Annotated in this window: 23 protein-coding genes; 11 read left to right on the top strand and 12 right to left on the bottom strand. The window is 68.5% G+C overall.

Translation table 11 applies throughout. The features are described 5' to 3' along the window. Nucleotides 1-160: 160 nt before the first annotated feature. Nucleotides 161-664: an NUDIX domain-containing protein gene (locus tag KK7_RS0118115; protein ID WP_051121409.1), complete on the bottom strand. Its 504-nt coding sequence runs from the start codon at nucleotides 662-664 to the stop codon at nucleotides 161-163. Between the two features lie 101 nt (nucleotides 665-765). Here KK7_RS0118115 and KK7_RS0118110 point away from each other — a divergent pair, with 101 nt between their 5' ends. Further along, nucleotides 766-2,223, top strand: coding sequence for an ABC transporter substrate-binding protein (locus KK7_RS0118110; RefSeq protein WP_010546054.1), 1,458 nt, complete (start codon nucleotides 766-768; stop codon nucleotides 2,221-2,223). A gap of 9 nt (nucleotides 2,224-2,232) precedes the next feature. After that, the gene (locus tag KK7_RS0118105) at nucleotides 2,233-2,652 is read left to right on the top strand and encodes a DUF4112 domain-containing protein (protein WP_040599150.1); all 420 of its coding nucleotides are present in this window, start codon (nucleotides 2,233-2,235) and stop codon (nucleotides 2,650-2,652) included. A gap of 32 nt (nucleotides 2,653-2,684) precedes the next feature. Here the strand turns inward: KK7_RS0118105 and KK7_RS0118100 are convergent, their stop codons facing one another. Both KK7_RS0118100 and KK7_RS0118095 read right to left on the bottom strand, forming a co-directional pair. Beyond that, nucleotides 2,685-3,029: a response regulator gene (locus KK7_RS0118100; protein ID WP_010546052.1), complete on the bottom strand. Its 345-nt coding sequence runs from the start codon at nucleotides 3,027-3,029 to the stop codon at nucleotides 2,685-2,687. Nucleotides 3,030-3,037: 8 nt separating this feature from the next. Continuing rightward, nucleotides 3,038-4,474, bottom strand: a complete 1,437-nt coding sequence (locus tag KK7_RS0118095; protein WP_010546051.1) for a sensor histidine kinase — start codon at nucleotides 4,472-4,474, stop codon at nucleotides 3,038-3,040. A 233-nt stretch (nucleotides 4,475-4,707) separates the two neighbouring features. Between KK7_RS0118095 and KK7_RS0118090 the strand changes: the two genes are divergently transcribed. After that, nucleotides 4,708-6,471: a methyl-accepting chemotaxis protein gene (locus tag KK7_RS0118090; RefSeq protein ID WP_010546050.1), complete on the top strand. Its 1,764-nt coding sequence runs from the start codon at nucleotides 4,708-4,710 to the stop codon at nucleotides 6,469-6,471. Nucleotides 6,472-6,607: 136 nt separating this feature from the next. On the opposite strand, the gene KK7_RS0118085 is transcribed toward KK7_RS0118090, so the two are convergent. Further along, nucleotides 6,608-7,024 carry a MerR family transcriptional regulator gene (locus KK7_RS0118085; RefSeq protein ID WP_040599147.1) on the bottom strand — a complete coding sequence of 139 codons (417 nt, stop codon included), beginning with the start codon at nucleotides 7,022-7,024 and terminating at the stop codon, nucleotides 6,608-6,610. 40 nt (nucleotides 7,025-7,064) lie between these two features. On the opposite strand from KK7_RS0118085, the gene KK7_RS0118080 reads away from it, so the two are divergent. The 5 genes from KK7_RS0118080 (at nucleotide 7,065) to KK7_RS21150 (ending at nucleotide 11,443) form a co-directional block, all read left to right on the top strand. Further along, nucleotides 7,065-7,823, top strand: coding sequence for a MauE/DoxX family redox-associated membrane protein (locus KK7_RS0118080; RefSeq protein WP_040599162.1), 759 nt, complete (start codon nucleotides 7,065-7,067; stop codon nucleotides 7,821-7,823). Nucleotides 7,824-7,827: 4 nt separating this feature from the next. After that, on the top strand, nucleotides 7,828-9,156 hold the full coding sequence (locus KK7_RS0118075; RefSeq protein WP_083836140.1) for a hypothetical protein: 1,329 nt from the start codon (nucleotides 7,828-7,830) through the stop codon (nucleotides 9,154-9,156). Nucleotides 9,157-9,209: 53 nt separating this feature from the next. Further along, complete coding sequence (locus KK7_RS0118070; protein WP_010546046.1) at nucleotides 9,210-10,475, top strand: alkaline phosphatase family protein; 1,266 nt, start codon at nucleotides 9,210-9,212, stop codon at nucleotides 10,473-10,475. A gap of 42 nt (nucleotides 10,476-10,517) precedes the next feature. Beyond that, a complete protein-coding gene (locus KK7_RS0118065; RefSeq protein ID WP_010546045.1) occupies nucleotides 10,518-10,967 on the top strand; it encodes a MaoC family dehydratase in 450 nt (149 codons plus the stop codon). Nucleotides 10,968-11,074: 107 nt separating this feature from the next. After that, the gene (locus KK7_RS21150; protein WP_010546044.1) at nucleotides 11,075-11,443 is read left to right on the top strand and encodes a hypothetical protein; all 369 of its coding nucleotides are present in this window, start codon (nucleotides 11,075-11,077) and stop codon (nucleotides 11,441-11,443) included. 107 nt (nucleotides 11,444-11,550) lie between these two features. On the opposite strand, the gene KK7_RS0118055 is transcribed toward KK7_RS21150, so the two are convergent. The 6 genes from KK7_RS0118055 to petA form a co-directional block, all read right to left on the bottom strand. Then, complete coding sequence (locus KK7_RS0118055) at nucleotides 11,551-12,870, bottom strand: methyl-accepting chemotaxis protein (RefSeq protein ID WP_010546043.1); 1,320 nt, start codon at nucleotides 12,868-12,870, stop codon at nucleotides 11,551-11,553. Between the two features lie 320 nt (nucleotides 12,871-13,190). Continuing rightward, entirely contained in the window at nucleotides 13,191-13,520 is a 330-nt protein-coding gene (locus KK7_RS0118050; RefSeq protein WP_010546042.1) for a hypothetical protein, read from the bottom strand. A 230-nt stretch (nucleotides 13,521-13,750) separates the two neighbouring features. Continuing rightward, nucleotides 13,751-14,293, bottom strand: a complete 543-nt coding sequence (locus tag KK7_RS0118045; RefSeq protein WP_010546041.1) for an adenine phosphoribosyltransferase — start codon at nucleotides 14,291-14,293, stop codon at nucleotides 13,751-13,753. Beyond that, on the bottom strand, nucleotides 14,293-15,129 hold the full coding sequence (locus tag KK7_RS0118040) for a cytochrome c1 (RefSeq protein WP_010546040.1): 837 nt from the start codon (nucleotides 15,127-15,129) through the stop codon (nucleotides 14,293-14,295). The genes KK7_RS0118045 and KK7_RS0118040 overlap by 1 nt, the downstream gene beginning before the upstream one ends. A 14-nt stretch (nucleotides 15,130-15,143) precedes the next feature. Then, nucleotides 15,144-16,433: a cytochrome b gene (locus tag KK7_RS0118035; protein WP_010546039.1), complete on the bottom strand. Its 1,290-nt coding sequence runs from the start codon at nucleotides 16,431-16,433 to the stop codon at nucleotides 15,144-15,146. A gap of 12 nt (nucleotides 16,434-16,445) precedes the next feature. After that, nucleotides 16,446-17,030, bottom strand: a complete 585-nt coding sequence (gene petA, locus KK7_RS0118030) for a ubiquinol-cytochrome c reductase iron-sulfur subunit (RefSeq protein WP_010546038.1) — start codon at nucleotides 17,028-17,030, stop codon at nucleotides 16,446-16,448. A gap of 204 nt (nucleotides 17,031-17,234) precedes the next feature. Between petA and KK7_RS0118025 the strand changes: the two genes are divergently transcribed. From KK7_RS0118025 to KK7_RS0118015, 3 genes are read left to right on the top strand one after another with little or no spacing between them, the layout of a single operon-like run. Then, nucleotides 17,235-17,684 carry a tRNA (cytidine(34)-2'-O)-methyltransferase gene (locus KK7_RS0118025; protein ID WP_029623417.1) on the top strand — a complete coding sequence of 150 codons (450 nt, stop codon included), beginning with the start codon at nucleotides 17,235-17,237 and terminating at the stop codon, nucleotides 17,682-17,684. After that, nucleotides 17,681-18,535, top strand: a complete 855-nt coding sequence (gene hemF / locus KK7_RS0118020; protein WP_010546036.1) for an oxygen-dependent coproporphyrinogen oxidase — start codon at nucleotides 17,681-17,683, stop codon at nucleotides 18,533-18,535. The genes KK7_RS0118025 and hemF overlap by 4 nt, the downstream gene beginning before the upstream one ends. 4 nt (nucleotides 18,536-18,539) lie before the next feature. After that, nucleotides 18,540-19,136, top strand: coding sequence for a GNAT family N-acetyltransferase (locus KK7_RS0118015; RefSeq protein WP_010546035.1), 597 nt, complete (start codon nucleotides 18,540-18,542; stop codon nucleotides 19,134-19,136). On the opposite strand, the gene KK7_RS0118010 is transcribed toward KK7_RS0118015, so the two are convergent. Continuing rightward, nucleotides 19,103-19,846, bottom strand: coding sequence for a hypothetical protein (locus KK7_RS0118010; RefSeq protein ID WP_010546034.1), 744 nt, complete (start codon nucleotides 19,844-19,846; stop codon nucleotides 19,103-19,105). The two genes, KK7_RS0118015 and KK7_RS0118010, sit on opposite strands and share 34 nt — an antisense overlap. After that, nucleotides 19,843-20,664 carry a DUF7847 domain-containing protein gene (locus KK7_RS0118005; protein WP_010546033.1) on the bottom strand — a complete coding sequence of 274 codons (822 nt, stop codon included), beginning with the start codon at nucleotides 20,662-20,664 and terminating at the stop codon, nucleotides 19,843-19,845. Before KK7_RS0118005 ends, KK7_RS0118010 begins: the two co-directional genes overlap by 4 nt. Nucleotides 20,665-20,759 lie beyond the last annotated feature (95 nt).

Below are 20,759 nucleotides of genomic sequence, written 5' to 3'. Positions count from 1 at the left end.
CGGCGGACGGGCAACGGCGTCGCGTTCCACGATCCCGCCCCTCTTCTCCCGATCGACCCGACGCCCTAGGTCGGCGATGGACGATCGGCGCGGCAGCGGACCGAAATGGCCAAGGTCGCGTCCCGCACCTTATCTTCCGCCGCCCGGATTCGGCCGCGCGTCACCAAGCCTCAGGTACCGGGCGGCCCTCCCGCCATTCGGCGATGCGACGGGCGGTGCCTGCCGTCACGCCCTCCGGCAGCGCCGCAGGGTCGAACGCCGCAGCCGCAACGATCTCGAGCGACGGGCGGAAAGCGAACGCCACCTGCTCCACCACCGCGAGCGTCACCGTGTCGCGGCGAAAGTTCGGCCGGTGCTGCAGGGTGCCGATCCGGCGCACCGCCCCGTGCGACGTCATCCCCACCTCCTCGCGCAACTCGCGCAGGATCGCCGCCTCCGCCGTCTCGCCCGCTTCATGCCCGCCGCCCGGCAGATGCCAGCCGGCGATATAGCTGTGACGGACCAGCACCACGCGCCCCTCCGGCGTCACCGCGATCGCCCGCACGCCACGGGTGCGCGGGCGGGTGACGAACCAGCCGGCGGTCCGCACCGCCAGATAGCCGCGCAACGCAGCGGAAATCGCCAGCGCGACCAGAGGAGTCGAACGGAATCGGTGCCTTGCCATGGCGCCGGTCTAGGCTCCCCGGGGCCGGCACGAAACCCGCCGGGGTTGGCAGCGGCGGCCAGCTACCATAGAGCTTGACCCTCCCCGCCTGGGACTAGCCGATGCCACGCCTGCGCCTGCCCCTGATTGCCCTGCTGCTGACGGTCTCCGCCTGCGGCCCGGAAGGGCAGCGCAGGGACGACACGCCCGTGGTGGTCAGCGCCATCGGCACGGCGAAGCTGCTGGCCGACCCCAGCGAGACGCCGATCGACACCGCACAGGCCGTCGCGCTCGCCGCCACCGCGCAGGGGCTCGTCCGCTTCGACGGCAACGGCCAGATCGAGCCCGCCCTCGCCGAGCGCTGGGCGGTATTCGACGATGCGCGCAGCTATATCTTCCGGCTCGGCGAGGCGACATGGCCGGATGGCCAGCCGGTTACCGCCGACGAGATCGTCCGCGTGCTGCGCCGGGCGGTCGCGGCCAACCGCGCCAGCCGCCTCGCGCCCTATCTCGCCGTGATCGAAGAGATCGTCGAGATGACGCCGCAGGTGATCGAGGTACGGCTGAAGAGCCCCCGGCCCGACCTGCTCAACCTGTTCGCCCAGCCCGAACTGGCGGTGTTCCGTGCCCGCAGCTTCGCCGGCTCCGGCCCCTTCCGGATCGTGCCCGGGCGGCGCGACGGCCTGTTGCTGCGCCCCGCCGAAGAGCCTGGCGACGATCCCAAGGCCGTCCCCGCGCCGCAGGAATATGTGCGGCTGCGCGGCGAATCCGCCGCTGCCGCGATCGCCCGCTTCCGCGCCGCCGCATCCGATCTGGTGCTGGGCGGCACGATCGGCGACTGGCCGATCGTGGCAGCGGCGGGAATCGCCCCCGAGAATATTCGGCTGGATTCCGCCATCGGTCTGTTCGGGCTGGCCGTGCTCCACCGCGAGGGCTTTCTCTCCACCCCGCAGAACCGTGCGGCCATCGCCATGGCGATCGATCGCGCCGCGCTTACTGCGGCGATCGCACAGGATTGGGCAACGGCGGAGACCGTGCTGCCCGCCCAACTCGATTCCGCCGCGCCGCCCGCGCCGGGCAGCTGGATGACGGTGGCGCCCGACCAGCGCCGCGCGCTCGCCAGCCAGCGGGTGCGGGAATGGCGGGCGGTGCACCGCGGCCCGGTGGAGATCCGTATCGCCCTTCCCGGCGGCCCGGGCGCGACATTGCTCTGGGGGCATCTGGCGGCGACGATGGTCGGCATCGGTATCACGCCGGTTCGACTCGGGCTCGGCGATCCGCGCGCGGACCTGGAACTGGTCGACCGGGTCGCCCCCTATGACAGCGGGCGATGGTATCTAGATCAGGCATGCCGGGCCTGCTCGCCGGACACCGCGACGCTGATCGCCGCCGCCCGCGACGCGCCGGATCTCTACAACCGCCAGCACCGCATCGCCGAGGCGGATGCGATGCTCGCGAGCGACGTCGCCTTCATCCCGATCGCACGACCGCTGCGCTGGTCGATCGTCGCCCTGCGGCTGGTCAACTGGCAGGGGAACGCGCGCGCCTGGCACCCGTTGAATCACCTGCGCAAGCAGTAAGGATCCAGCATGGCACGGGCGACGAGGATGAACGAGGGTTTTGCACGGCGGCTGCCGGCCGGCACCGATCCGGCGGCGGTGCGCCAGCGGATCGAGGCGATGGAGCATCTGCTCGAGGGCCTCGTCAAGATCCCGGGCATGCGCCGAAAGGTCGGTCTGGACGTGCTCCTGGATTTCGTGCCTGCGATCGGCCCCAGCGTGGCGGCAGCGATGGGCGCCTATCTCGCCTGGGAAGCGCGCAACCTGGGGATGCCCAAACGCACCGTCGCGCGCATGGCGGGCAATATCGGCGTCGACTGGGCGCTGGGGATGATCCCGTTCGTCGGCGCCGTGCCCGATTTCTTCTTCCGGTCGAACACCCGCAACCTGAAGCTGATCCGCCGCTATCTCGACAAGCACCACCCGGCGAGCCGCGTCATCGACCAGTGATCGGCCCGGGCGCGCGGCCCGGTGCCCCCCCGTCAGCCCCGGCAGGCCTTGGCGATCAGCATCTCCAGATGCTCGCGCAGGAACGGCTTCGACAGCACCGGCCGCTCGCGATAGGCGCCCTCCAGCCCCAGCGCGCCATAGCCTGTCGCGAACGCATAGGGGATCGCCCGCTCCGCCAGGATATCGGCGACCGGGAAGGATCGGTGCCCGTCGAGGTTGACGTCCAGGATCGCCAGATCGGCCTCGACGCGACGCGCCGCCTCCAGCGCCTCGGGCAGCCGCATCGCGATCTCCACCACCTGATGGCCGAGATCCTCCAGCATGTCCTCGATGAGGAACGCGATCGTCATTTCATCTTCGACGATCAGGACGCGCAAACCCAATCCTACTCTACGGTTACGGCCGCCAGCGGCGCTTCGATCGTGCAGCGGAGGCCAACTTGATCGAAGTAAAGCGTCACCTTCCCGCCAAGTTCCCCCGCAAGGCCACGTTCGATCAGACGCGAGCCGAACCCGCGGCGCGCCGGCACCGTCACCGGCGGGCCGCCCTGCTCGCACCATTCGAGCAGCAGACGCTCCCCCTCCGCGGACCAGGCGACCTCCACCCGGCCGCTCTCGTTCGACCAGGCGCCGTACTTCACCGCATTGGTCGACAGTTCGTGCATCGCCAGTGCCAGTGCCAGCGCCGTCTTGGGCGAGACGCGCAGGTCCTCCCCCAGCAGGGTGCAGCGGGCGGGATCATGCTGATGCGGCCGCACCGCCTGCTCGACGGCGGATCGAAGCGAGGCACCCGCCCACCGCTCGCCGGTCAGCAGGTCGTTGGCCTGGGCGAGTGCCACCAGCCGCGCGGCGAACTGTTCCTGCGCAACGGCGAGATCGGGTGCGGCGCGGAAGGTCCGCATCGCGATCGCCTGCACCATCGCCAGCATGTTCTTCACCCGGTGGTTGAGCTCGTTGATCACCAGCCGCAGATGCTCGTTGGTGCGGCGCGCGGCGGTGATGTCCGATGCGGCGCCGAACCATTCGATGAGGTTCCCGGTCTCGTCCGTGAGCGGCACCGCGCGCGAGGCGACCCAGCCGATGCTGCCGTCCGCCCGCCGCACCCGGTGCTCCAGTTCCAGCGGGGTGCGGGTCGCCACCGCATGGTCGATCGCCGCCTGGACGGGGCCGATATCCTCGGGATGGAGATAGACCTCCATCCATTTCGCCATGGCGCGATCGGCATGGGCAAGGAAGGTGCCCCCGTCGAGGTGCAGCAGTTCCGTCCAGTCGGGGTTCATCCGGTAGATCGCGTCCGACGTCGCCTCGACAAAGGCGCGCAGCCGGCCCTCGCTCGCGCGCAGCAGGCGCTGGGCGATCACCTTCTGCGTCGTCTCCACCACGATCGCGATCACCCCCGCGGGCGTTCCCGACTCGTCCAGCAGCGGCGAGTAATCCAGGTCCATCCACACCGGCTCCAGCTTGCCGCGCCGCTGAAGGGCCAGTTCCTGGTCGCGATACGCGAGCGTCTGCCCGCTCAGTCCCACCCGCATGACATGGTCGTTGAAGTCGGAGATTTCCGACCAGCCCTCACGCACCTTGGAGCCGAGCAGTGCCGGGTGGCGGCTGCCGGCGAATTCCGAATAGGCGTCGTTGTAGATCATCACGCCGTCCTCGCCCCACAACAGCACGATGGGCACCGGCGAGAGCAGCAGCATCTGGGTGACGGACTTGAGGCTCTGCGGCCATTGGTCGAGCGGGCCGATCGCGGTGCGCGACCAGTCGAACGCCCGGATCATCTGCCCGAGTTGGCCCCCGCCGATCGGATAGCCTGCGTCACCCATTGCACCCTCCTCGTCGCGGATCCGCGAACCAGCCTCTCGCGGCGAGGACAATGTTTCCGGACCGCAATCGTTCAATCCGGAAATCCACCTGACAGCCGGGTCTAGCTACGTCGCAACATGGTGAAAAAGCTGCACGATCTGGAACGTATACGAAATTCCGTCTCATTGCCGATATTGGTCGCAAACGTTTCTATAATCCGCTGGGGTAGGGGTGTCGGAATAGGAACGTGAACATGACCATCAGCGCACGGGTGCGCGCGGGCGCGGCCGGACTCATCGCGTCGCTCGCCATTCTGTTTGCCGTTTCGGCATGGCGAATCGATGCGATCCGCATGGGCGGCCCGATGCACCGCGCCTCGATGCAGATCGCCGATCTCAACGCCGATATCCTGCCGCCGCCCGAATATGTGATCGAGCCCTATCTGGAAGCGACGCTGCTGCTCGACCATCCCGAGCGCCTGGCCGCCGCCCGTACGCGGCTCGGTGCGCTGTACAAGCAATATGCCGATCGCCACGCCGTCTGGGCGGAATCGACCTTGCCGGAACGGCTGAAGCGGGCAGTGCTCACCGACACGCACGTGCCCGCGACGCGCTTCTGGGAGGAAGTGCAGGGCCCGTTCCTCAAGGCGATCGCGGCGAAAGACGATGCCGCCGCGCGCCGCAGCTACGCCGCCCTCACCGCCGACTATGACGCCCACCGCCAGGCGATCGACGCGCTGGTCCGCGCGACTGCCGAGGAACAGGCGGCGCTGGGCGAGCAGTCGGCGCGTTCGCTCGGGCGATCGCTTTGGCTGCTCGCGCTGCTCGGCCTCGCGCTGTTCGCCACGATCGGCGGCTTTGCCTGGTGGCTGATCGGCCGGGTGATGCAGCCGCTCTCGCAGATCGCCGAAGGCACCACCGCACTCGCCCGCGGGCAGGACCGGTCGCTCCCCTGCCGCGAGCGCAGCGACGAGCTCGGCGAGATCGCCCAGGCCGTCGCCCGGTTCCATGCCGCCGCGCGCGGCCAGGCCGAGATCGACGCCGCCAACCTCGCCGAGCAGGAACGCGTCAGCCAGGCACTGGCCGCCGCGCTCGCCGCTATGGAGAAGGGCGACCTGCGCCACCGCATCGCGAGCCCCTTCCCCGGCGCCTATGAACCGATCCGGCTGAGCTTCAATCGCGCGACCGGTGCGCTGTCCGAGATGCTTCGCACCGCGATCCAGAGCGCCCGCAACATCGGCACCGGCTCCAGCGAGATCGCCACCGCGTCCGAAGACCTCGCCCGCCGCACCGAGTCGACCGCACATGCGCTGCAGGAAACGAGCGCCGCGATCCAGTTGATCGAGAACCGGCTGAAGACCAGCAGCCACTCGGCCGAGGCGACGATGACCCGTGCCGAGCAGGCCGGCTCCGCGGTCCGTGCCGGCCGCGCCACCGCGCAGAATGCGGCGACGGCGATGAACCACGTCTCCGAACGGGCGGACGCGATCGACACCGTGGTCGAAGGTCTGGACAAGATCGCCTTTCAGACCCGCGTGCTGGCAATGAACGCGGCCGTGGAGGCAGGGCGCGCCGGCGAGGCGGGGCGCGGCTTCGCGGTGGTGGCCGACCTGGTCTCCGCGCTCGCCCTGCGCGCCGAGGAAGAGGCGAAGCGCGGCCGTGAACTGATCAACGAGACCCAGGTCGACGTGGCACTCGCGGCCAGCGAGGTCCGCGCGGTCGATACCGCGCTGGGCGGCATCGTCGAGAATGTCGACGGCGTGCAGGCGCTGGTCGGCGCGCTGCGCGAGGACAATCGGTCCCAGGCCAGTGCGATTTCCGACATTACCCGCTCGGTCATGGAGATGGAGACCGCGACCCAGCAGAACGCCGCGATGGTGGAGCAGACCTCCGCCGCCGCGCGATCGCTGGATCGCGAGACGGGCACCCTGCTCCGCAACGCCGAAGCCTTCCGCATCGACGAGGACGCACCGGCCGGCAGCTACGCCGCGCCGCGTGCCTTTGCGAGGATGCACTGACGCGCGCCCCCCAGCGAGGCGCGACCTGACGGAGGAGTGCACCGGCCCATGTTCCCGCTCACCCCTTCGGGAGTAGGCGCACTCCTCCGCTTTTTGCACGCCGAGCCGGGATAAGGCCGCCGCGCCGGAAAGCGCTTCAGCCTTCGAACGCCGTCAGGATCGGGCATGGCCCCGCGCTGCCCGAGCCGCATTCCCGCGCGAGTCGGGCGAGCCCCTCCCGAGCCTGGACCAGCTCGGCGATCTTCACGTCGAGCGCCGCGATCCGCGCCTGCGCCAGCTCGCGCGCCCGGGCACGATCGTCGGTGGCGTCGAGGTCGAGCAGTTCGCCGATCTCCTCCAGCGTGAATCCCGCTGCCTGCGCCGATCGGATGAAGCGCAGCCGCCGCAGTTCGCCCTCGCCGTAGCGGCGCACGCCGGCATCCGGCCCGCCGCCGCGCGCGGGCGTGGGGAGCAGCCCGCGGCGCTGGTAATAGCGCACCGTCTCCACCCCCACGCCGCCCGCCTCGGCGAGCTTCCCGATCGTCCAGTGCGACACCGCTTGACTCTGTACCATGGTACGGACCCTATATGGGCGGCGGATCGAAGGGAAGACCATGCCATCCGCCTCGAACAAAAGCGCAATTCTTTACCGTATGGTGATGGGCAGCCATGTCTGCCCCTGGGGTTTGCGCGCCCTGCACCTGCTTCGGCGCCACGGCTACACCGTCGACGATCGCCACCTCACCACCCGCGAGGAGACCGATGCCTTCAAGGCGCGGCACGGCGTCACCACCACCCCGCAGGTCTTTATCGGCGAGCAGCGGATCGGCGGGCATGACGACCTGCGCCGCTATCTAGGCCTGCACGTCCGCGATCCCAGGGCCAGGACCTATCGCCCGGTGATCGCGCTGTTCGCCATGGCGGCACTGATGGCGCTCGCCGTCAGCCAGGCGGTCTATGCCACGCCGTTCACCGTCCGCGCCGTCGAATGGTTCGCCAGCTTCGCGATGTGCCTGCTGGCGATGCTGAAGCTGCGCGACGTGTCGGGATTCGCGACGATGTTCCTCGGCTATGACCTGCTCGCGCGCCGCTGGGTGCCCTATGCCACGCTCTATCCCTTTGCGGAGGCGGCGGCCGGGCTGCTGATGGCCGCGAACCTGTGGACCTGGGTCTCCGCCCCGCTGGCGCTGGCGATCGGCGGGATCGGCGCGGTGTCCGTGTTCAAGGCGGTCTATGTCGATCGCCGCGCGCTGAAATGCGCCTGTGTCGGCGGCGACAGCAACGTGCCGCTCGGCTTCGTCTCGCTCACCGAAAACCTGATGATGATCGCGATGGGCCTCTGGATGCTCATGCGCGCCGTACTGGGAGTCTGATCCGTTGCGTATTCTGCTACCCGCCCTCGCCCTGCTCGCCCCGCTTCCCGCCCTGGCGCAGGAGGATCACAGCATGCACGACATGGGCAGCATGCCGGCCGAGCCGACGCCGCAGGACCATGCGGCGATGGGCCACACCATGCCCGCCGCGCAAGCCGATCGGGCCATGTCCATGCCGATGATGCGGATGGGCGGATCGGACCATGCCGCCGGCGGCTCGGGAACCTCGCTGCTGCCGCTGGCCGACGGGCCGATGCGCGGCGTCATGCTGAGCCATGGCGACTGGATGGTGATGGCGCATGGCTATGTCTGGGGCGCCTATACCGATCAGGGCGGCAAACGCGGCAGCGACGAGGCGTTCGTCCAGTCGATGGCGATGCTCAGCGCCACGCGCGACTGGGGCAACGGCACCACGCTTCAGCTGCGCGCGATGGGAAGCCTGGAGCCCGCGATGGGCCAGCGCGGCTATCCCAACCTGTTCGCCAGCGGCGAGACCGCGAACGGCGTGCCTCTGGTCGACCGCCAGCACCCCCACGACCTGTTCATGGAGCTGAGCGCCCGCGTCGACACCCAGGTCGCGCCGGGCACCAAGCTGTTCCTCTATGGCGGTCCCGTCGCCGAGCCCGCACTCGGCCCCAGCGCCTTCATGCATCGCCGCTCGGCCCGCTATTTCACGCTGTCCCCGATCGCGCATCACTGGTTCGACAGCAGCCACATCACCTACGGCGTCGTCACCGGCGGCGTGCAGGCGGGTCGGGTGCAGCTCGAAGGCTCCTGGTTCAACGGCCATGAACCGGACGAGCATCGCTGGGACATCGACCCGATCAAGCTCGACAGCTGGAGCCTGCGCGCCAGCTGGTCGCCCACCGACCGCTGGGTGGCGCAGGTCTCGACCGGACGGCTCAAGCACCCCGAGGCGACCCATGCCGGGGAGGACGAACAGCGCACCACCGCCAGCGTCCACTACAGCGACGGCACGGTGTCGGCGATGGTCGCCTATGCGGCCAAGCACCGCCTGCCCGGGCCGGTGCTCAGCGCCTGGACCGCCGAGGCCAATTGGGACGTCACCCGCCGCCACAGCCTGTTCGGCCGGGTGGAGAATGTGACCAATGACGAGCTGTTCCCGGACCATGACTCGCCGCTGCACGACCGGCAGTTCCGGGTGACCCGGCTGGAGGGCGGCTATGCCTATCGCATCCCGCTCGCCAACCAGACCGAGCTGGCGCTGGGCGGATCGGTGGCGACCTATCTCAAGCCGGGCGCGCTGGACGCCGCCTATGGGAAGGCGCCGGTGAGCTACACGCTGTTCGCCCGGTTCGCGCTCGGCAGGTAAGCGGCGGGGCCTTGCCCCTTTTCCGTACCGGGAATCCGGCGCATGAACCGCCCATGCGCTGGACTTCCCGTATCGCCGCCGCCGCGCTCGTCGCGCTCCTCCAGGCCTGTGCCACGCCGCCGGCGCGTACCCCGCCGCCGGCTGTGCTTTCGGAAGCCCGCCCGCCGGTCACGATCCTGATCTCGATCGACGGCTTCCGCGCCGATTATCTCCAGCGCGGCGTCACCCCCACCCTCACCCGCCTCGCCGCGCAGGGCATCACCGGCCCGATGCGGCCCAGCTTCCCGAGCAAGACCTTCCCCAATCACTGGACGCTGGTGACCGGCATGGTGCCCGATCGCCACGGCATCGTCGGCAACCGGATGGAGGATGCCGGGCATCCCGGCGAGACGTTCACCACCGCCAGCGACGCCCCCTATTGGTGGAATGCCGCCCAGCCGATCTGGGTCGCGGCCGAGCAGGCCGGCATCCGCACCGGCACGGTGTTCTGGCCGGGCGCCAACGTCGCCTGGGGAAGCAGGGCGACCAGGCCCGATCATGGCGACTATGCCGGCGGCGCCCGCCCGCACGACTGGCTCCAGTACAACCAGGCGGTGAACGACACCCAGCGGGTCGATACCGTGCTCGACTGGCTGCGGCGCCCGCAGGCCAATCGCCCGCGCTTCGTCACGCTCTATTTCGACCGGGTCGACACGGTCGGCCATGCCCATGGGCCGAACTCGCCCGAGGTGACCCGCGCCGCCGCCGAGGTGGACGCGCAGATCGGCACCCTGGTCGACGGCCTCGCGGCACTCCGCCAGCCCGCGAACCTCGTCATCGTCTCCGACCACGGCATGTCGGAGACCAGCGACACGCGCGTGATCCCGCTCGGCCTGCCCAAGGACAGCTATCACCTGATCGAAGCCGGCCCCTTCGCCGCGCTCGATCCGCTGCCGGGCAAGGAAGCGCTGGTCGAGAGCACGCTGCTGAAGCCGCATCCGCACATGGCCTGCTGGCGGAAAGGCGAGATCCCGGCCCGCTTCCGCTATGGCGGCAACCCGCGCATCGCGGCGATCTTCTGCCTGGCCGAGCCGCGCTGGATGATCGTCGAGAAGCTGCCCGATGTGCCCTATACCCGCGGCGAGCATGGCTATGACAACCAGTCGAGCGACATGGCCGCGCTGTTCATCGCTGCCGGGCCGGCCTTCCGCCACGGCACCGTGCCCGCCTTCGACAATGTCGACGTCACGCCGCTGCTCCGCGATCTGCTCGGCCTGCCGCCGCGCACCGATATGGACGGCGACGACGCGCCGTTCCGCGCACTGCTTCGCCCCAGCTGAATCCGCTTGCCAGAAACTAGTTTCTGATTGAAACTAGTTTGCATGCGCACCTTCGACGATATCCAGCCAGGCGACCGGGCGAGTTTCGGTCGCTACGAGGTCACCCGCGAGGAGGTTCTCGACTTCGCCCGCAAATATGACCCCCAGCCCTTCCACCTCTCCGACGAGGCGGCGGCCAAGACGCATTTCGGGCGGCTGGCGGCGAGCGGCTGGCATACCAACGCGATGACGATGGCGATGCTGGTCGCGCACCACGAGCAGGAGCCGGTCGCCAGCCTCGGCGCGGCGGGGATCGACGAACTGCGCTGGCTGCGGCCGGTTTTCCCCGGCGACGTGCTGCGCTGCGAGACCGAGGTGCTCGAAGTCCGCGCGTCGCAGAGCCGGCCGGAAATGGGTATCGTCCGCAGCCGGATGACGACGTTCAACCAGAAGGACGAACCCGTCCTCACCTTCATCGCCAACGCGCTGATCGCCCGCCGCAAGCAGGGATGAGGCCGGGGGGCCGGGTCCTTCGCCCCCTCCCTCCGCCATGCCCGGCGAAACCCTCGCCAACCCCGCCCGAAATGCTATCCTCCCCGCACCCTGCGAGGAGATATCCGATGCGTCCTGCCCTGCTGCTCTGCGTCGCCCTGATCGCCCCTGCCGCCCGCGCGCAGACCGAGCCGCAAGGCGGGCTCGCCGGCACCTGGACGGTCGATCTCTCGGCCGACCCCGACAAGCCGTACCGCAAGACGATGGAGCTCCGCCTCGCGCCGGACGGATCGGTGACCGGCAGCTTCTATGACAGTGCGATCGAGAACGGCCGCTGGAAGACCGCGCGCGGGCGCACCTGCGTCAGCTTCCGCACCACCGACGGCGCCGGGCCGTATCACACGGCCGCCTGCCTGCGCGGCGACGCGGTGGAGGGCCAGACCTGGGCCGAGCACCGCACCTTCCTGTTCAACTGGAACGCCGTCCGCGCGCATTAGAGCATTTTCAAGTTGACCGTTTACGGTCAACGACTCGGACAATGCGGCAAACAAACATCTAGAGCGTCTTCACCCATGGTGAAAACGCGCTAGACGCGCAGCCGGCGTCAGGCCATCGCCAGTACCTGCCCGCCATGGGCGTTCCGGCGACGGCCGGCGTCCCGTTCGAGCTTGAAGGCACCGGTCTGGCCGCTCAGTACCTCGACCTCGCGGAGCAGATGCGTCGTCGCCGCCGAAGTTTCCTCCACCATCGCCGCATTCTGCTGGATGCCCGTCTCGATCGAGCTGAGCGCACCCGAGACCGCGTTGGTCGCATGGGCCTGTTCGCGGCTGGCGCGGGCGATATCGTCGGCCCGGCGGGCGCTGTCCTCGGTCGAGGCTTCGATCACCTGGAAGGCCTCGTCGATCTTGCCCACCGCCGCGACGGCCGTGCCGATCTCGTCGCGGGCACGGGTCAGCTGCTCCTTGGCGCTGGCCGACTCGGTCTCCGCGCGCAGCGCGAGCGCGCTGACCAGATCCGCGACCACCGCGAAGCCGCGGCCCGCCTCGCCCGCGCGCCCTGCCTCCACCGCGGCGTTCATCGCCAGCACCCGCGTCTGGAACGCGATCTTCTCCAGGCCCTCGATGACCCCGTCGATCGCGCGCGAACTTTCGGTGACCGCATCCATCGCGACGGTTGCCGCCGTGGTGCGGTTGGGCCCCTCGATCACCGCGGCGCGCGCGGAGTCGCTGGCGGCGAGGGACTGATCGGCGGCGACCGCGGTCTCCCGCACGCTGCCGGTGATCTGCTTCACCGCCACCGCGGTCTGGCTGAGCTCGCCGGCTGCCTGCTCGGTCCGGCGGGCGAGATTGCCCGAGGCCTGAGCGATCTCGCGGCTGCCGGTCTCGATCGACTGGGTGCTGTCCATCAACGCGTCGATCAGGTCGCGCAACCGGTCGATCGCGCCGTTATAGCCGTCCTTCAGGTCGCGGAACTCGTCCGGATAGGCCTCGATGATCTTGGCGCTGAGGTCCCCGTCGGCCAGCCGCTGGAAATGGGCCGCCATGCCACGCACCACCGCCGCATGCTCGCGGGCAAGCTGGTTGAGCTGGACCTGCTCCTCCGCCGCGCGCTTGAAGCTCTCCATCGCACGGGTCAGGCGGCCGACGCAGTCGGTATAGTCGGTATAGGCGATCGGGCTCTTGAGATCGCCGGCGGCGAGCCCCTCCATGCGCACGACCGTGGCGACATAGGGTACCGCGATAGCCTCGCGCAGCCACCAGGCACAGACCACGGCCAGCAGCGTGAGGCCACCATCGATCTCGAGCGACGACACGGGCGACAGCAGCAACTGGCCGAGCGTGGCAGCGGCAAGCAGGCAGACGAACAGTCCGAAGGCGATGAGCAGCTTCAGTCGAATTGGCGCATTCGCCTTGAACCAGTGCACATCACCCTCCGCATTTCATCCTTGTTCAAGTCATCATGGAGGAAGATGCAAGGTGCCGGCGCGGATGCACCTTTGGGCATTTTTACTTGGGCCGGTCATCCAAGGCGCTGTGCACAATAGCGGAAACGAGAATACCTCTTCGCCAGTCCACACGATTGCACAAGCGCGCAACCAGGGATTGCTCGCTCTGGTAGGACGATATCAACCCACTTCCTTCGGTCACCTTGCCTCAGGCCGGCCCCGTACCGCCGGAGGCGCGCCGCTCGACCTGGCGCGCACATCGCCGGGGCCGGTCGCGACCTGTACAGGATGTGGCGGCGTCAGCGTCTGCGCCAGCCGCCGGGGCGGCCGCGGAAATCGCGCCAGTTGTTGCGCCAGCGGGGATTGCCCCGCCACGTACCGCGCCGCTGCTCCCAATAGGCCCGCTGGCCGTCGCTCCAGGCGTGGCGCTGGCGATAGCGGTCATACACATAGGCGCCGGTGCCGGGGTAATAATAGTCCTCATGCCAGCCCCAATACGGGCTGCCCCAGCCGCTCCCCACCGCGACACGACCCCCGCCATAGCCATAGCCGCTGTCGGCACAGCCGCCCAGCAGCGCCGCGCCGCCGAGCAACCCCGCACCGATGATCGCTTTCAACCCGATGTGCATGTTCACGCTCCTTACCGGAGAAACGCCCCGGGCGATGCCGGTCACGCGCCTCGCTGGCGGAAGCGCGCGGGCACGGATGGGAGTTCCCGCGCCACCCGACCGGGATCGATGCCGCGCGGCTCCACATTGGCCGCATTGCGTCTTCGGGGGCGGAGAGTCGCTATCTGCGCCGCCTTGGAGTCGCAGGCACGGGACAGGTGCCGGCACGTGGACCGCGCCGGCGCCGCCGGTCAGTGGCCTTCGAAGGCGACCAGCGCCGAGACCTTGAGCCCGTCGCCGCGCAGCGCGTCGGCCCCGCCCAGATCGGGCAGATCGACGACGAAGGAGGCCTGCACCACCTCCGCCCCTGCCTTGCGGAGCAGCCGGACCGCGGCGCGGGCGGTACCGCCAGTGGCGATCAGGTCGTCGACCAGCAGCACCCGGGCGCCCGGCACCAGCGCATCGGCATGGATGGCGATGCGGTCCGTGCCATATTCGAGGGCGTAGTCCTCGGCGATCGTCGCACCCGGCAGCTTGCCGTCCTTGCGGATCAGCAGCACGCCGGTGCCGAGCTGCATCGCCAGCGCCGCGCCGAACAGGAAGCCGCGCGCCTCGACGCCGGCGACCAGATCGATCGGGCCTTCCACCTGCGCGGCCATCCGGTCGATGGTGAGCCGCAGCCCCTCGGCATCGAGCAGCAGCGTGGTGATGTCGCGAAAAAGGATCCCCGGCTTCGGAAAGTCGGGGATCGTGCGAATGCGACTGCGAATGTCTTCGTTCTGGTGGAGGTCCATCAATGCTTCATGCCGCGCCAAACCGTGAGGTACGCGCCATAGGCGAGCCCGGTGGCAATCAGCAAGAAGATCAGGACCGCGAGACCCGCCTCGTGGCGCTTCTGCAGCGTCGGCTCGGCGGTCCAGACGAGGAAGGCGGATACGTCCTTCGCCATCTGGTCGACAGTGGGTCGGGTCCCGTCGTCGAACTGGACCTGGCCTTCGCTGGTCAGCGGCGGCGGCATCGCGATGTTGAGGTTGGCGAAATAGGGGTTGAAGTGCATGCCATCGGGCGTCTTCATCGCCTCCGGGAACTTGGCCGCAACCGCCGGATCGGGCTTCTCGCCATAGCCGGTCAGCAGCGAGTAGACATAGGCCGCACCGTCGTGCCGCGCCTTGGTGATCAGGCTCAGGTCCGGCGGGTTGCCGGTGCCGGCATAATAGACCTTCGGGAAGCGATCCGATGGCAGGTTGTCGCGCTCGCCCCAGCTGCCGGCCTTTTCGTCGAACACCGGCTGCTTGATCGCCCATTCCTTTGCGATCTTCTTCACCTGGGCCTCGCTATAGCCCAGGTCAGCAAGGTTGCGGAACGCGATCAGGTTCAGCGAGTGGCAGGTCGCGCAGACCTCCTTGTACACCTTGAAGCCGCGCTGGAGCTGGCCGATATCGAACTTGCCGAGCGGCCCGTTCGAGGCGAGGTGCAGTTCCTTCGGGTGCTTGTGCAGCGCCTGCTCGGCAGTCTGCTTCGGCGGTTCCTTGATCAGCCCGGTGATGCTGCTCAGCAGGGCGAGCAGCAGCACGAAGACGAAGCCGAGGCCGATCAGGAATTTGATCGAACGGAGAAAGATCGACGTCATGGTCCCCGGCCCCCTTATGCCGTCGCCGCGGTGGCAGTGATGCGCGAGCCGCCTTCATCCCCCAGCACCGCCTCGGTGATCGAGTTGGGCAGCGGGCGCGGCGTCTCGATCCGCGAGATGATCGGCACGATGATCAGGAAGTGCGCGAAATAATAGGCTGCCGCGATCTGGCTGGTGATCACGTAGAAGGGTTCGGCAGGTGAACCGCCGCACCAGCCCAGGATCAGCACGTCCGCGACCAGCACCCAGAAGGCGACGCGGTACATCGGCCGGTAATGGGCCGAGCGGACCGGCGAACGATCCAGCCAGGGCAGGAAGAACAGCAGCAGGATCGAGCCGAACATCGCCAGCACGCCCCACAGCTTGGCGTCGAGGATGAAATCCGCGGTGAAGGCACGCAGGATCGCGTAGAAGGGCCAGAAATACCATTCGGGCACGATGTGCGCGGGCGTCGAGAGCGGGTTGGCCGGAATGTAGTTGTCCGGGTGGCCCAGATAGTCCGGGTAGAAGAAGATCAGCGTCGAGAACAGGATCAGGAAGATGCCGACCCCGAAGCCGTCCTTGGCGGTGTAATAGGGGTGGAACGGCACCGTGTCCTGCTCGCCCTTCACCTCCACGCCGGTCGGGTTGTTCGAACCCGGGATGTGCAGCGCCCAGATGTGCAGGATGATCACGCCCGCGATCACGAAGGGCAGCAGATAGTGGAGCGAGAAGAAGCGGTTGAGCGTAGCATCGTCCGGCGCATAGCCGCCGAGCAGCCACACGCGGACCCAGTCGCCCACCACGGGGATCGCCGAGAAGAAGCCGGTGATCACCTGCGCTCCCCAGAAGCTCATCTGTCCCCAGGGGAGCACATAGCCCATGAAGGCGGTGGCCATCATGAGCAGGAAGATGACGACGCCCAGCAGCCACACCATCTCGCGCGGCGCCTTGTACGATCCGTAGTGCAGACCGCGGAAGATGTGGATGTACACCACGATGAAGAACATGCTGGCGCCGTTGGCGTGGGCGAAGCGCAGGAACCAGCCCGCGTTCACGTCCCGCATGATCGTGCCGTTCACCGATTCGAAGGCGCCCGCGGCCGAACTGTGGAAATGCATCGCCAGCACAATGCCGGTGACGATCTGGATGACCAGCGACAGCCCTGCCAGGATGCCGAAGTTCCAGAAATAGTTGAGGTTGCGCGGTACCGGATAGCCGGCACCGATCGCGTTATAGACGAACCGCGGCAGGGGTAGCCGATCGTCCACCCATTTCATCACCGGGTTCTTCGGCTCGTAATGGCGCGCCCAGGGAAAGCTCATCCAGGTCTCTCCTCACCCGACCACGACGACGGTGTCGGACGTGAAATTATATTTTGGAACTTCGAGGTTCTTCGGCGCCGGACCCTGTCGGATGCGGCCGGCGGTATCATAGGCCGATCCGTGGCAGGGGCAGAAATAGCCGCCGAACGGCCCCTTGCTCTCCCCCTCGCCCGCGCCCAGCGGCACGCAGCCGAGATGGGTGCACACGCCCAGTGTGATCAGCCAGTTCTTGTGTCCCTCCGCCGTGCGCTGTTCCAGCGTCTGCGGGTCGCGCAGGCTGGAGACGGGCACCGCATCGGCCTGGGCGATTTCCGCCGGCGTCAGGTTGCGGACGAACAGCGGCTGTTTGCGAAAGCTGGCCTTGATCGCCTGTCCCGGTTCGATCGCGTCGAGATTGACCTCGGTGGTCGACAGCGCCAGCACGTCGGCCGAGGGGTTCATCGAGTTGACCAGCGGCAGCACCACCACGCCTGCGCCCACCGCCGCCACCGAGGCGGCCGCATAGGTGAGGTAATCGCGACGACGAGGATTTTCGAGAAGTTCGCCGCCAGGGCCTACGGTCTGTCCGGGAGAAACGCCTTCTTCAAACGTTGCCATGCTCTAGCCCTTGCACTTCGGAACACTTCCGCGAGAGAGCCGCGGAGAGAGGAACGCGGACGAAACGATGCTCGGTACCGGCCGGAATTCCGGCTGCCATCCCAAGTTTGATAGACGGCGCAATGCAGCTTTGCCAACAGGGTTTTTCATATTCTCGTCTCCAGGGCCTTAATGTTGCACTGCAAAATGACTTCTCCCGCCACCATTCGCATTGCGTTGTTCCAGCCTGAAATTGCTGGGAATGTCGGCACCATCTTGCGGCTGGCCGCCTGTATGGATGCCGCGGTGGACCTGATCGAGCCTATGGGATTTCCCTGGGGCGATCGTGCCCGCAAGCGGGCGGCGATGGACTATGACGCGGCGGCGGAGGTCGTTCGCCACGCCGATTGGGACGCCTTCGAGGCGCGGATACCCTCGCGGCTGGTGCTCTTCACCACCCGCGGCGGCGTCCGCCTGCCGGAGGCGCGGTTCGAACCGGGCGACACGCTGCTGTTCGGCTCGGAAAGCGCGGGCGTGCCCGAGTTCGTCCATGCCCGCGCCGATGCTGCAGTTCGGATTCCGATGCGGGCGACGCTGCGCTCCTTGAACCTCGCGGTCGCAACGGGCATCGGGCTGGCCGAGGCACTACGCCAGACGGAAGGATTCCCCGCATGATCGAGGCCGTGATCCCGCTCGACGAACAACAGCAGCGCGCGCGCACCTGGTTCGAATCCCTGCGCGATTCGATCTGCGCCGAGTTCGAGGCGATCGAGCGCGAGGCGGATTCCGACGCTGCGTTCACCTACCTCCCCTGGGACCGGACCGATACGAGCGGCGCGCCTGGCGGCGGCGGCGTGCGCGGGGTGATGAAGGGTCGGGTGTTCGAGAAGGTGGGCGTCAACGTCTCCACCGTCGGCGGCGCCCTCGAGGGGGACTTCGCCAAGACCATCCACGGCGCGGGCGAGGACCCCAGCTTCTTCGCCACCGGCATCAGCCTGGTCGCGCACATGGCCAACCCGCATGTGCCGGCGGTGCACATGAACACGCGCTTCCTCACGACGACCAAGCGCTGGTTCGGCGGCGGCGCCGACCTCAACCCGCCGCTGCCCTACGAGGAAGACACCGCCGATTTCCACGCCCGGCTGCAGGCCGCGTGCGACGCGCACGACGCGGGCCATTATCCGCGCTTCAAGAAATGGGCGGACGACTATTTCTACATTCCGCACCGCCAGGTGCATCGCGGCGTCGGCGGCATCTTCTACGATCATCTGGAAGGCGACTGGGAGGCGGATTTCGCCTTCACCCAGGATGTCGGCCGCGCGTTTCTCGACGTGTACCCCAGGCTGGTCCGCCGGCGGATGCATCAGCCCTTCGACGATGCCGATCGCCAGCGCCAGCTCGAATGGCGCGGCCGCTATGCCGAGTTCAACCTCATCTACGATCGCGGCACCCTGTTCGGCCTGAAGACCGGCGGCAATGTCGATGCGATCCTGATGAGCCTGCCGCCCATGGCCGCGTGGAGCTGACGGCATGGGCCTGCTGCCGGTAGCGAACGACCACCTCGCCACCATCGTCACCGCGCTGGAGATGCGCGAACGGCCCCGGCCCCGTCCGATGCAGCCCTCGCCCTTCCGGCTGGTGCATTGGCCCGCGCCGGACAGCGAGAAGTACCGCGCGCTGTTCCGACGGGTGGGCGGGCCGTGGCTATGGTTCTCGCGGCTGGTGATGGACGAGGCACGGCTGCGGGCGATCCTCGACGATCCGCAGGTGCTGGTCCATGCCGTCGTTGATCGCGCGGGCGTGGAGGTCGGCATGCTCGAGCTCGATTTCCGCGCGCAGGCGACCTGCGAGCTCGCCTATGTCGGGCTGGTGCCGGAGATCACCGGCAAGGGCCATGGCGGCTGGCTGATGGGGCAGGCCCTCGCCCTTGCCTGGCGCAAGGAGGTGGAGCGCGTCTGGGTGCACACCTGCACGCTCGATCACCCGGCCGCGCTCGGCTTCTATCGCCGCCACGGCTTCGTGCCCTATCAGCGCACGATCGAGACCTTCCCCGATCCTCGCCTGCTGGGCGTGCTACCGATGGAGGCGGCGCCTCACATTCCCTGCCTGGGTTCGGTGGCGCGGTAGGCGGCGACGCGCAGGATCGCCAGTGCCGACCAGACCAGCGCGCCGACCAGCGACAGCACCAGGAAGCCGAGCGCGTCGGCCGCGACCCCGCCGCCGAGCGCGCTGCCGATCAACCCGCTGACGATGGTGCCGACCACCATCAGCGCCAGTCCTGCGATGAACAGGATCGCGGTGACCAGCAGGAACAGCAGGCCGTTGAGCCCGGCGCTGCGCGCCCAGCCCTGGCGGAGCGCGTCGACCAGCCCGCCCTCCGGCTTCGCCGCATAGGCCGGCGCCGCCAGCCAGGTGCGGGCATAGACGAACAGGCCCGGCACCACGAACAGCATCAGGCCCAGCCGGAAGCCGGCGCCGGTCGCCAGCTCCAGCAGCAGGAACGGAAACAGCCGCCGCAGCGACAGGGCGAGCACCTGGCCGAGGGTGCGGCCGTTGCCGTTGAGATACAGGCTCAGCAGCGCGAAGGTGCCATAGTCCAGCGCGAAATAGGCGAGCGCCAGCGGCACCATGTTCGCCTGGACGAAGCGATCGTAGAAATCGAGCAGCGCCGCCTGGTCCGGCAGATTCGCCAGTTCGGGAAAGAAGGGCGTGGCGAGCAGCAGCATGCCGAGGCTCGGCAGCAGGAAGAACACACCCGCCACGGGAACGACCAGCGCGCGCTCCCGCCGCCAGAGGGCCGATGCGTCGGCAAACAGGCCGGCAAGGCGCAAGGTCATGCAGCGCCCGCCATTTCGTCGACGCGCTCGGCGTAGAGCTTGCCCTGGAAGGCGGCGAGCAGCAGCATCGCCACCGCCTGTACGCACGACGTGACCAGCGCGGTCAGCAGGAACGCGGCGGTCATGCCCTCGCCCGCGCCGAACAGCAGGGCGAAGACGCTGCCGAATACCGTCCGGGCGGCGAGCTGCGCGATCCCGGCGATCACCACGAACAAGAGCAGCGTGCCGAAAATGCGCCAGCCGTGCCCCGCGGTCAGCCGCCACGAGCGGCGAAGCGACGCCAGCGCCACGCCCTCGCGCAGCACCACCGCACTCGCCAGGATCAGCCGGCTGACCGCCACGCAGAGGAGAATGACGACCACCAGCGCGTACAGCGCGACGATGCTCGAGGTCTGCGGATCGACGACCACATTGGCCCCCTGCCCTGTCGCCATCACCATCACGTCATAACCGCGCGCCGCCAGGATGAGCAGCACGGGCACGCCGAGGATGGCGGCCGCGATGCCCATCAGGATGGAGACCAGCAGCGCCGCCGGCAGCCGGCGCACCGCGAGGCGCGTCGCCCCGCCCAGCGTGCCCTCGCCCGTGGCCAGCGCGATCACCGCGAGCGACCCGCCCATCGACACGATGGAGAGGAGCAGTACCGGCAGGAACAGCACCAGCTGCATGCCCGGCGCCGCGACCGCGGATTGTGCCTGGCACCAGGCGCTCACCACGTTCGGCACCACGAACGCCGCCAGCGCGAGAGGCGCCAGCATGCGGATCCGTTCGCCGACAAATTCCGTCGCGCGTTCCCAGACGGTTCCCAGTTTCGCCATATGGCCGTGTCCTTGCGTGAGGGGCCCCGGGTGTTAGCGGTGGGGCCGGGGCTTGCCAATGCTTGCCTTGCGCGCCGGAAGGGCGCAATCGGCGG

Origin of the sequence: Sphingomonas elodea ATCC 31461, assembly GCF_000226955.1 — a bacterium.
GTDB classification, from domain to species: domain Bacteria; phylum Pseudomonadota; class Alphaproteobacteria; order Sphingomonadales; family Sphingomonadaceae; genus Sphingomonas; species Sphingomonas elodea.
The sequence above is the reverse complement of the archived record's forward strand: the minus strand, read 5'-3'. Positions and strand labels throughout refer to the sequence as shown.

Coding starts and splice junctions, on each gene's coding strand:
- KK7_RS0118115 (WP_051121409.1), bottom strand. CDS start 664: ATGGCAAGGCACCGATTCCGTTCGACTCCTCTGGTCGCGCTGGCGATT.
- KK7_RS0118110 (WP_010546054.1), top strand. CDS start 766: ATGCCACGCCTGCGCCTGCCCCTGATTGCCCTGCTGCTGACGGTCTCC.
- KK7_RS0118105 (WP_040599150.1), top strand. CDS start 2,233: ATGGCACGGGCGACGAGGATGAACGAGGGTTTTGCACGGCGGCTGCCG.
- KK7_RS0118095 (WP_010546051.1), bottom strand. CDS start 4,474: ATGGGTGACGCAGGCTATCCGATCGGCGGGGGCCAACTCGGGCAGATG.
- KK7_RS0118090 (WP_010546050.1), top strand. CDS start 4,708: ATGACCATCAGCGCACGGGTGCGCGCGGGCGCGGCCGGACTCATCGCG.
- KK7_RS0118085 (WP_040599147.1), bottom strand. CDS start 7,024: ATGGTACAGAGTCAAGCGGTGTCGCACTGGACGATCGGGAAGCTCGCC.
- KK7_RS0118080 (WP_040599162.1), top strand. CDS start 7,065: ATGCCATCCGCCTCGAACAAAAGCGCAATTCTTTACCGTATGGTGATG.
- KK7_RS0118070 (WP_010546046.1), top strand. CDS start 9,210: ATGCGCTGGACTTCCCGTATCGCCGCCGCCGCGCTCGTCGCGCTCCTC.
- KK7_RS0118065 (WP_010546045.1), top strand. CDS start 10,518: ATGCGCACCTTCGACGATATCCAGCCAGGCGACCGGGCGAGTTTCGGT.
- KK7_RS21150 (WP_010546044.1), top strand. CDS start 11,075: ATGCGTCCTGCCCTGCTGCTCTGCGTCGCCCTGATCGCCCCTGCCGCC.
- KK7_RS0118050 (WP_010546042.1), bottom strand. CDS start 13,520: ATGCACATCGGGTTGAAAGCGATCATCGGTGCGGGGTTGCTCGGCGGC.
- KK7_RS0118045 (WP_010546041.1), bottom strand. CDS start 14,293: ATGGACCTCCACCAGAACGAAGACATTCGCAGTCGCATTCGCACGATC.
- KK7_RS0118040 (WP_010546040.1), bottom strand. CDS start 15,129: ATGACGTCGATCTTTCTCCGTTCGATCAAATTCCTGATCGGCCTCGGC.
- KK7_RS0118035 (WP_010546039.1), bottom strand. CDS start 16,433: ATGAGCTTTCCCTGGGCGCGCCATTACGAGCCGAAGAACCCGGTGATG.
- petA (WP_010546038.1), bottom strand. CDS start 17,030: ATGGCAACGTTTGAAGAAGGCGTTTCTCCCGGACAGACCGTAGGCCCT.
- hemF (WP_010546036.1), top strand. CDS start 17,681: ATGATCGAGGCCGTGATCCCGCTCGACGAACAACAGCAGCGCGCGCGC.
- KK7_RS0118015 (WP_010546035.1), top strand. CDS start 18,540: ATGGGCCTGCTGCCGGTAGCGAACGACCACCTCGCCACCATCGTCACC.
- KK7_RS0118010 (WP_010546034.1), bottom strand. CDS start 19,846: ATGACCTTGCGCCTTGCCGGCCTGTTTGCCGACGCATCGGCCCTCTGG.
- KK7_RS0118005 (WP_010546033.1), bottom strand. CDS start 20,664: ATGGCGAAACTGGGAACCGTCTGGGAACGCGCGACGGAATTTGTCGGC.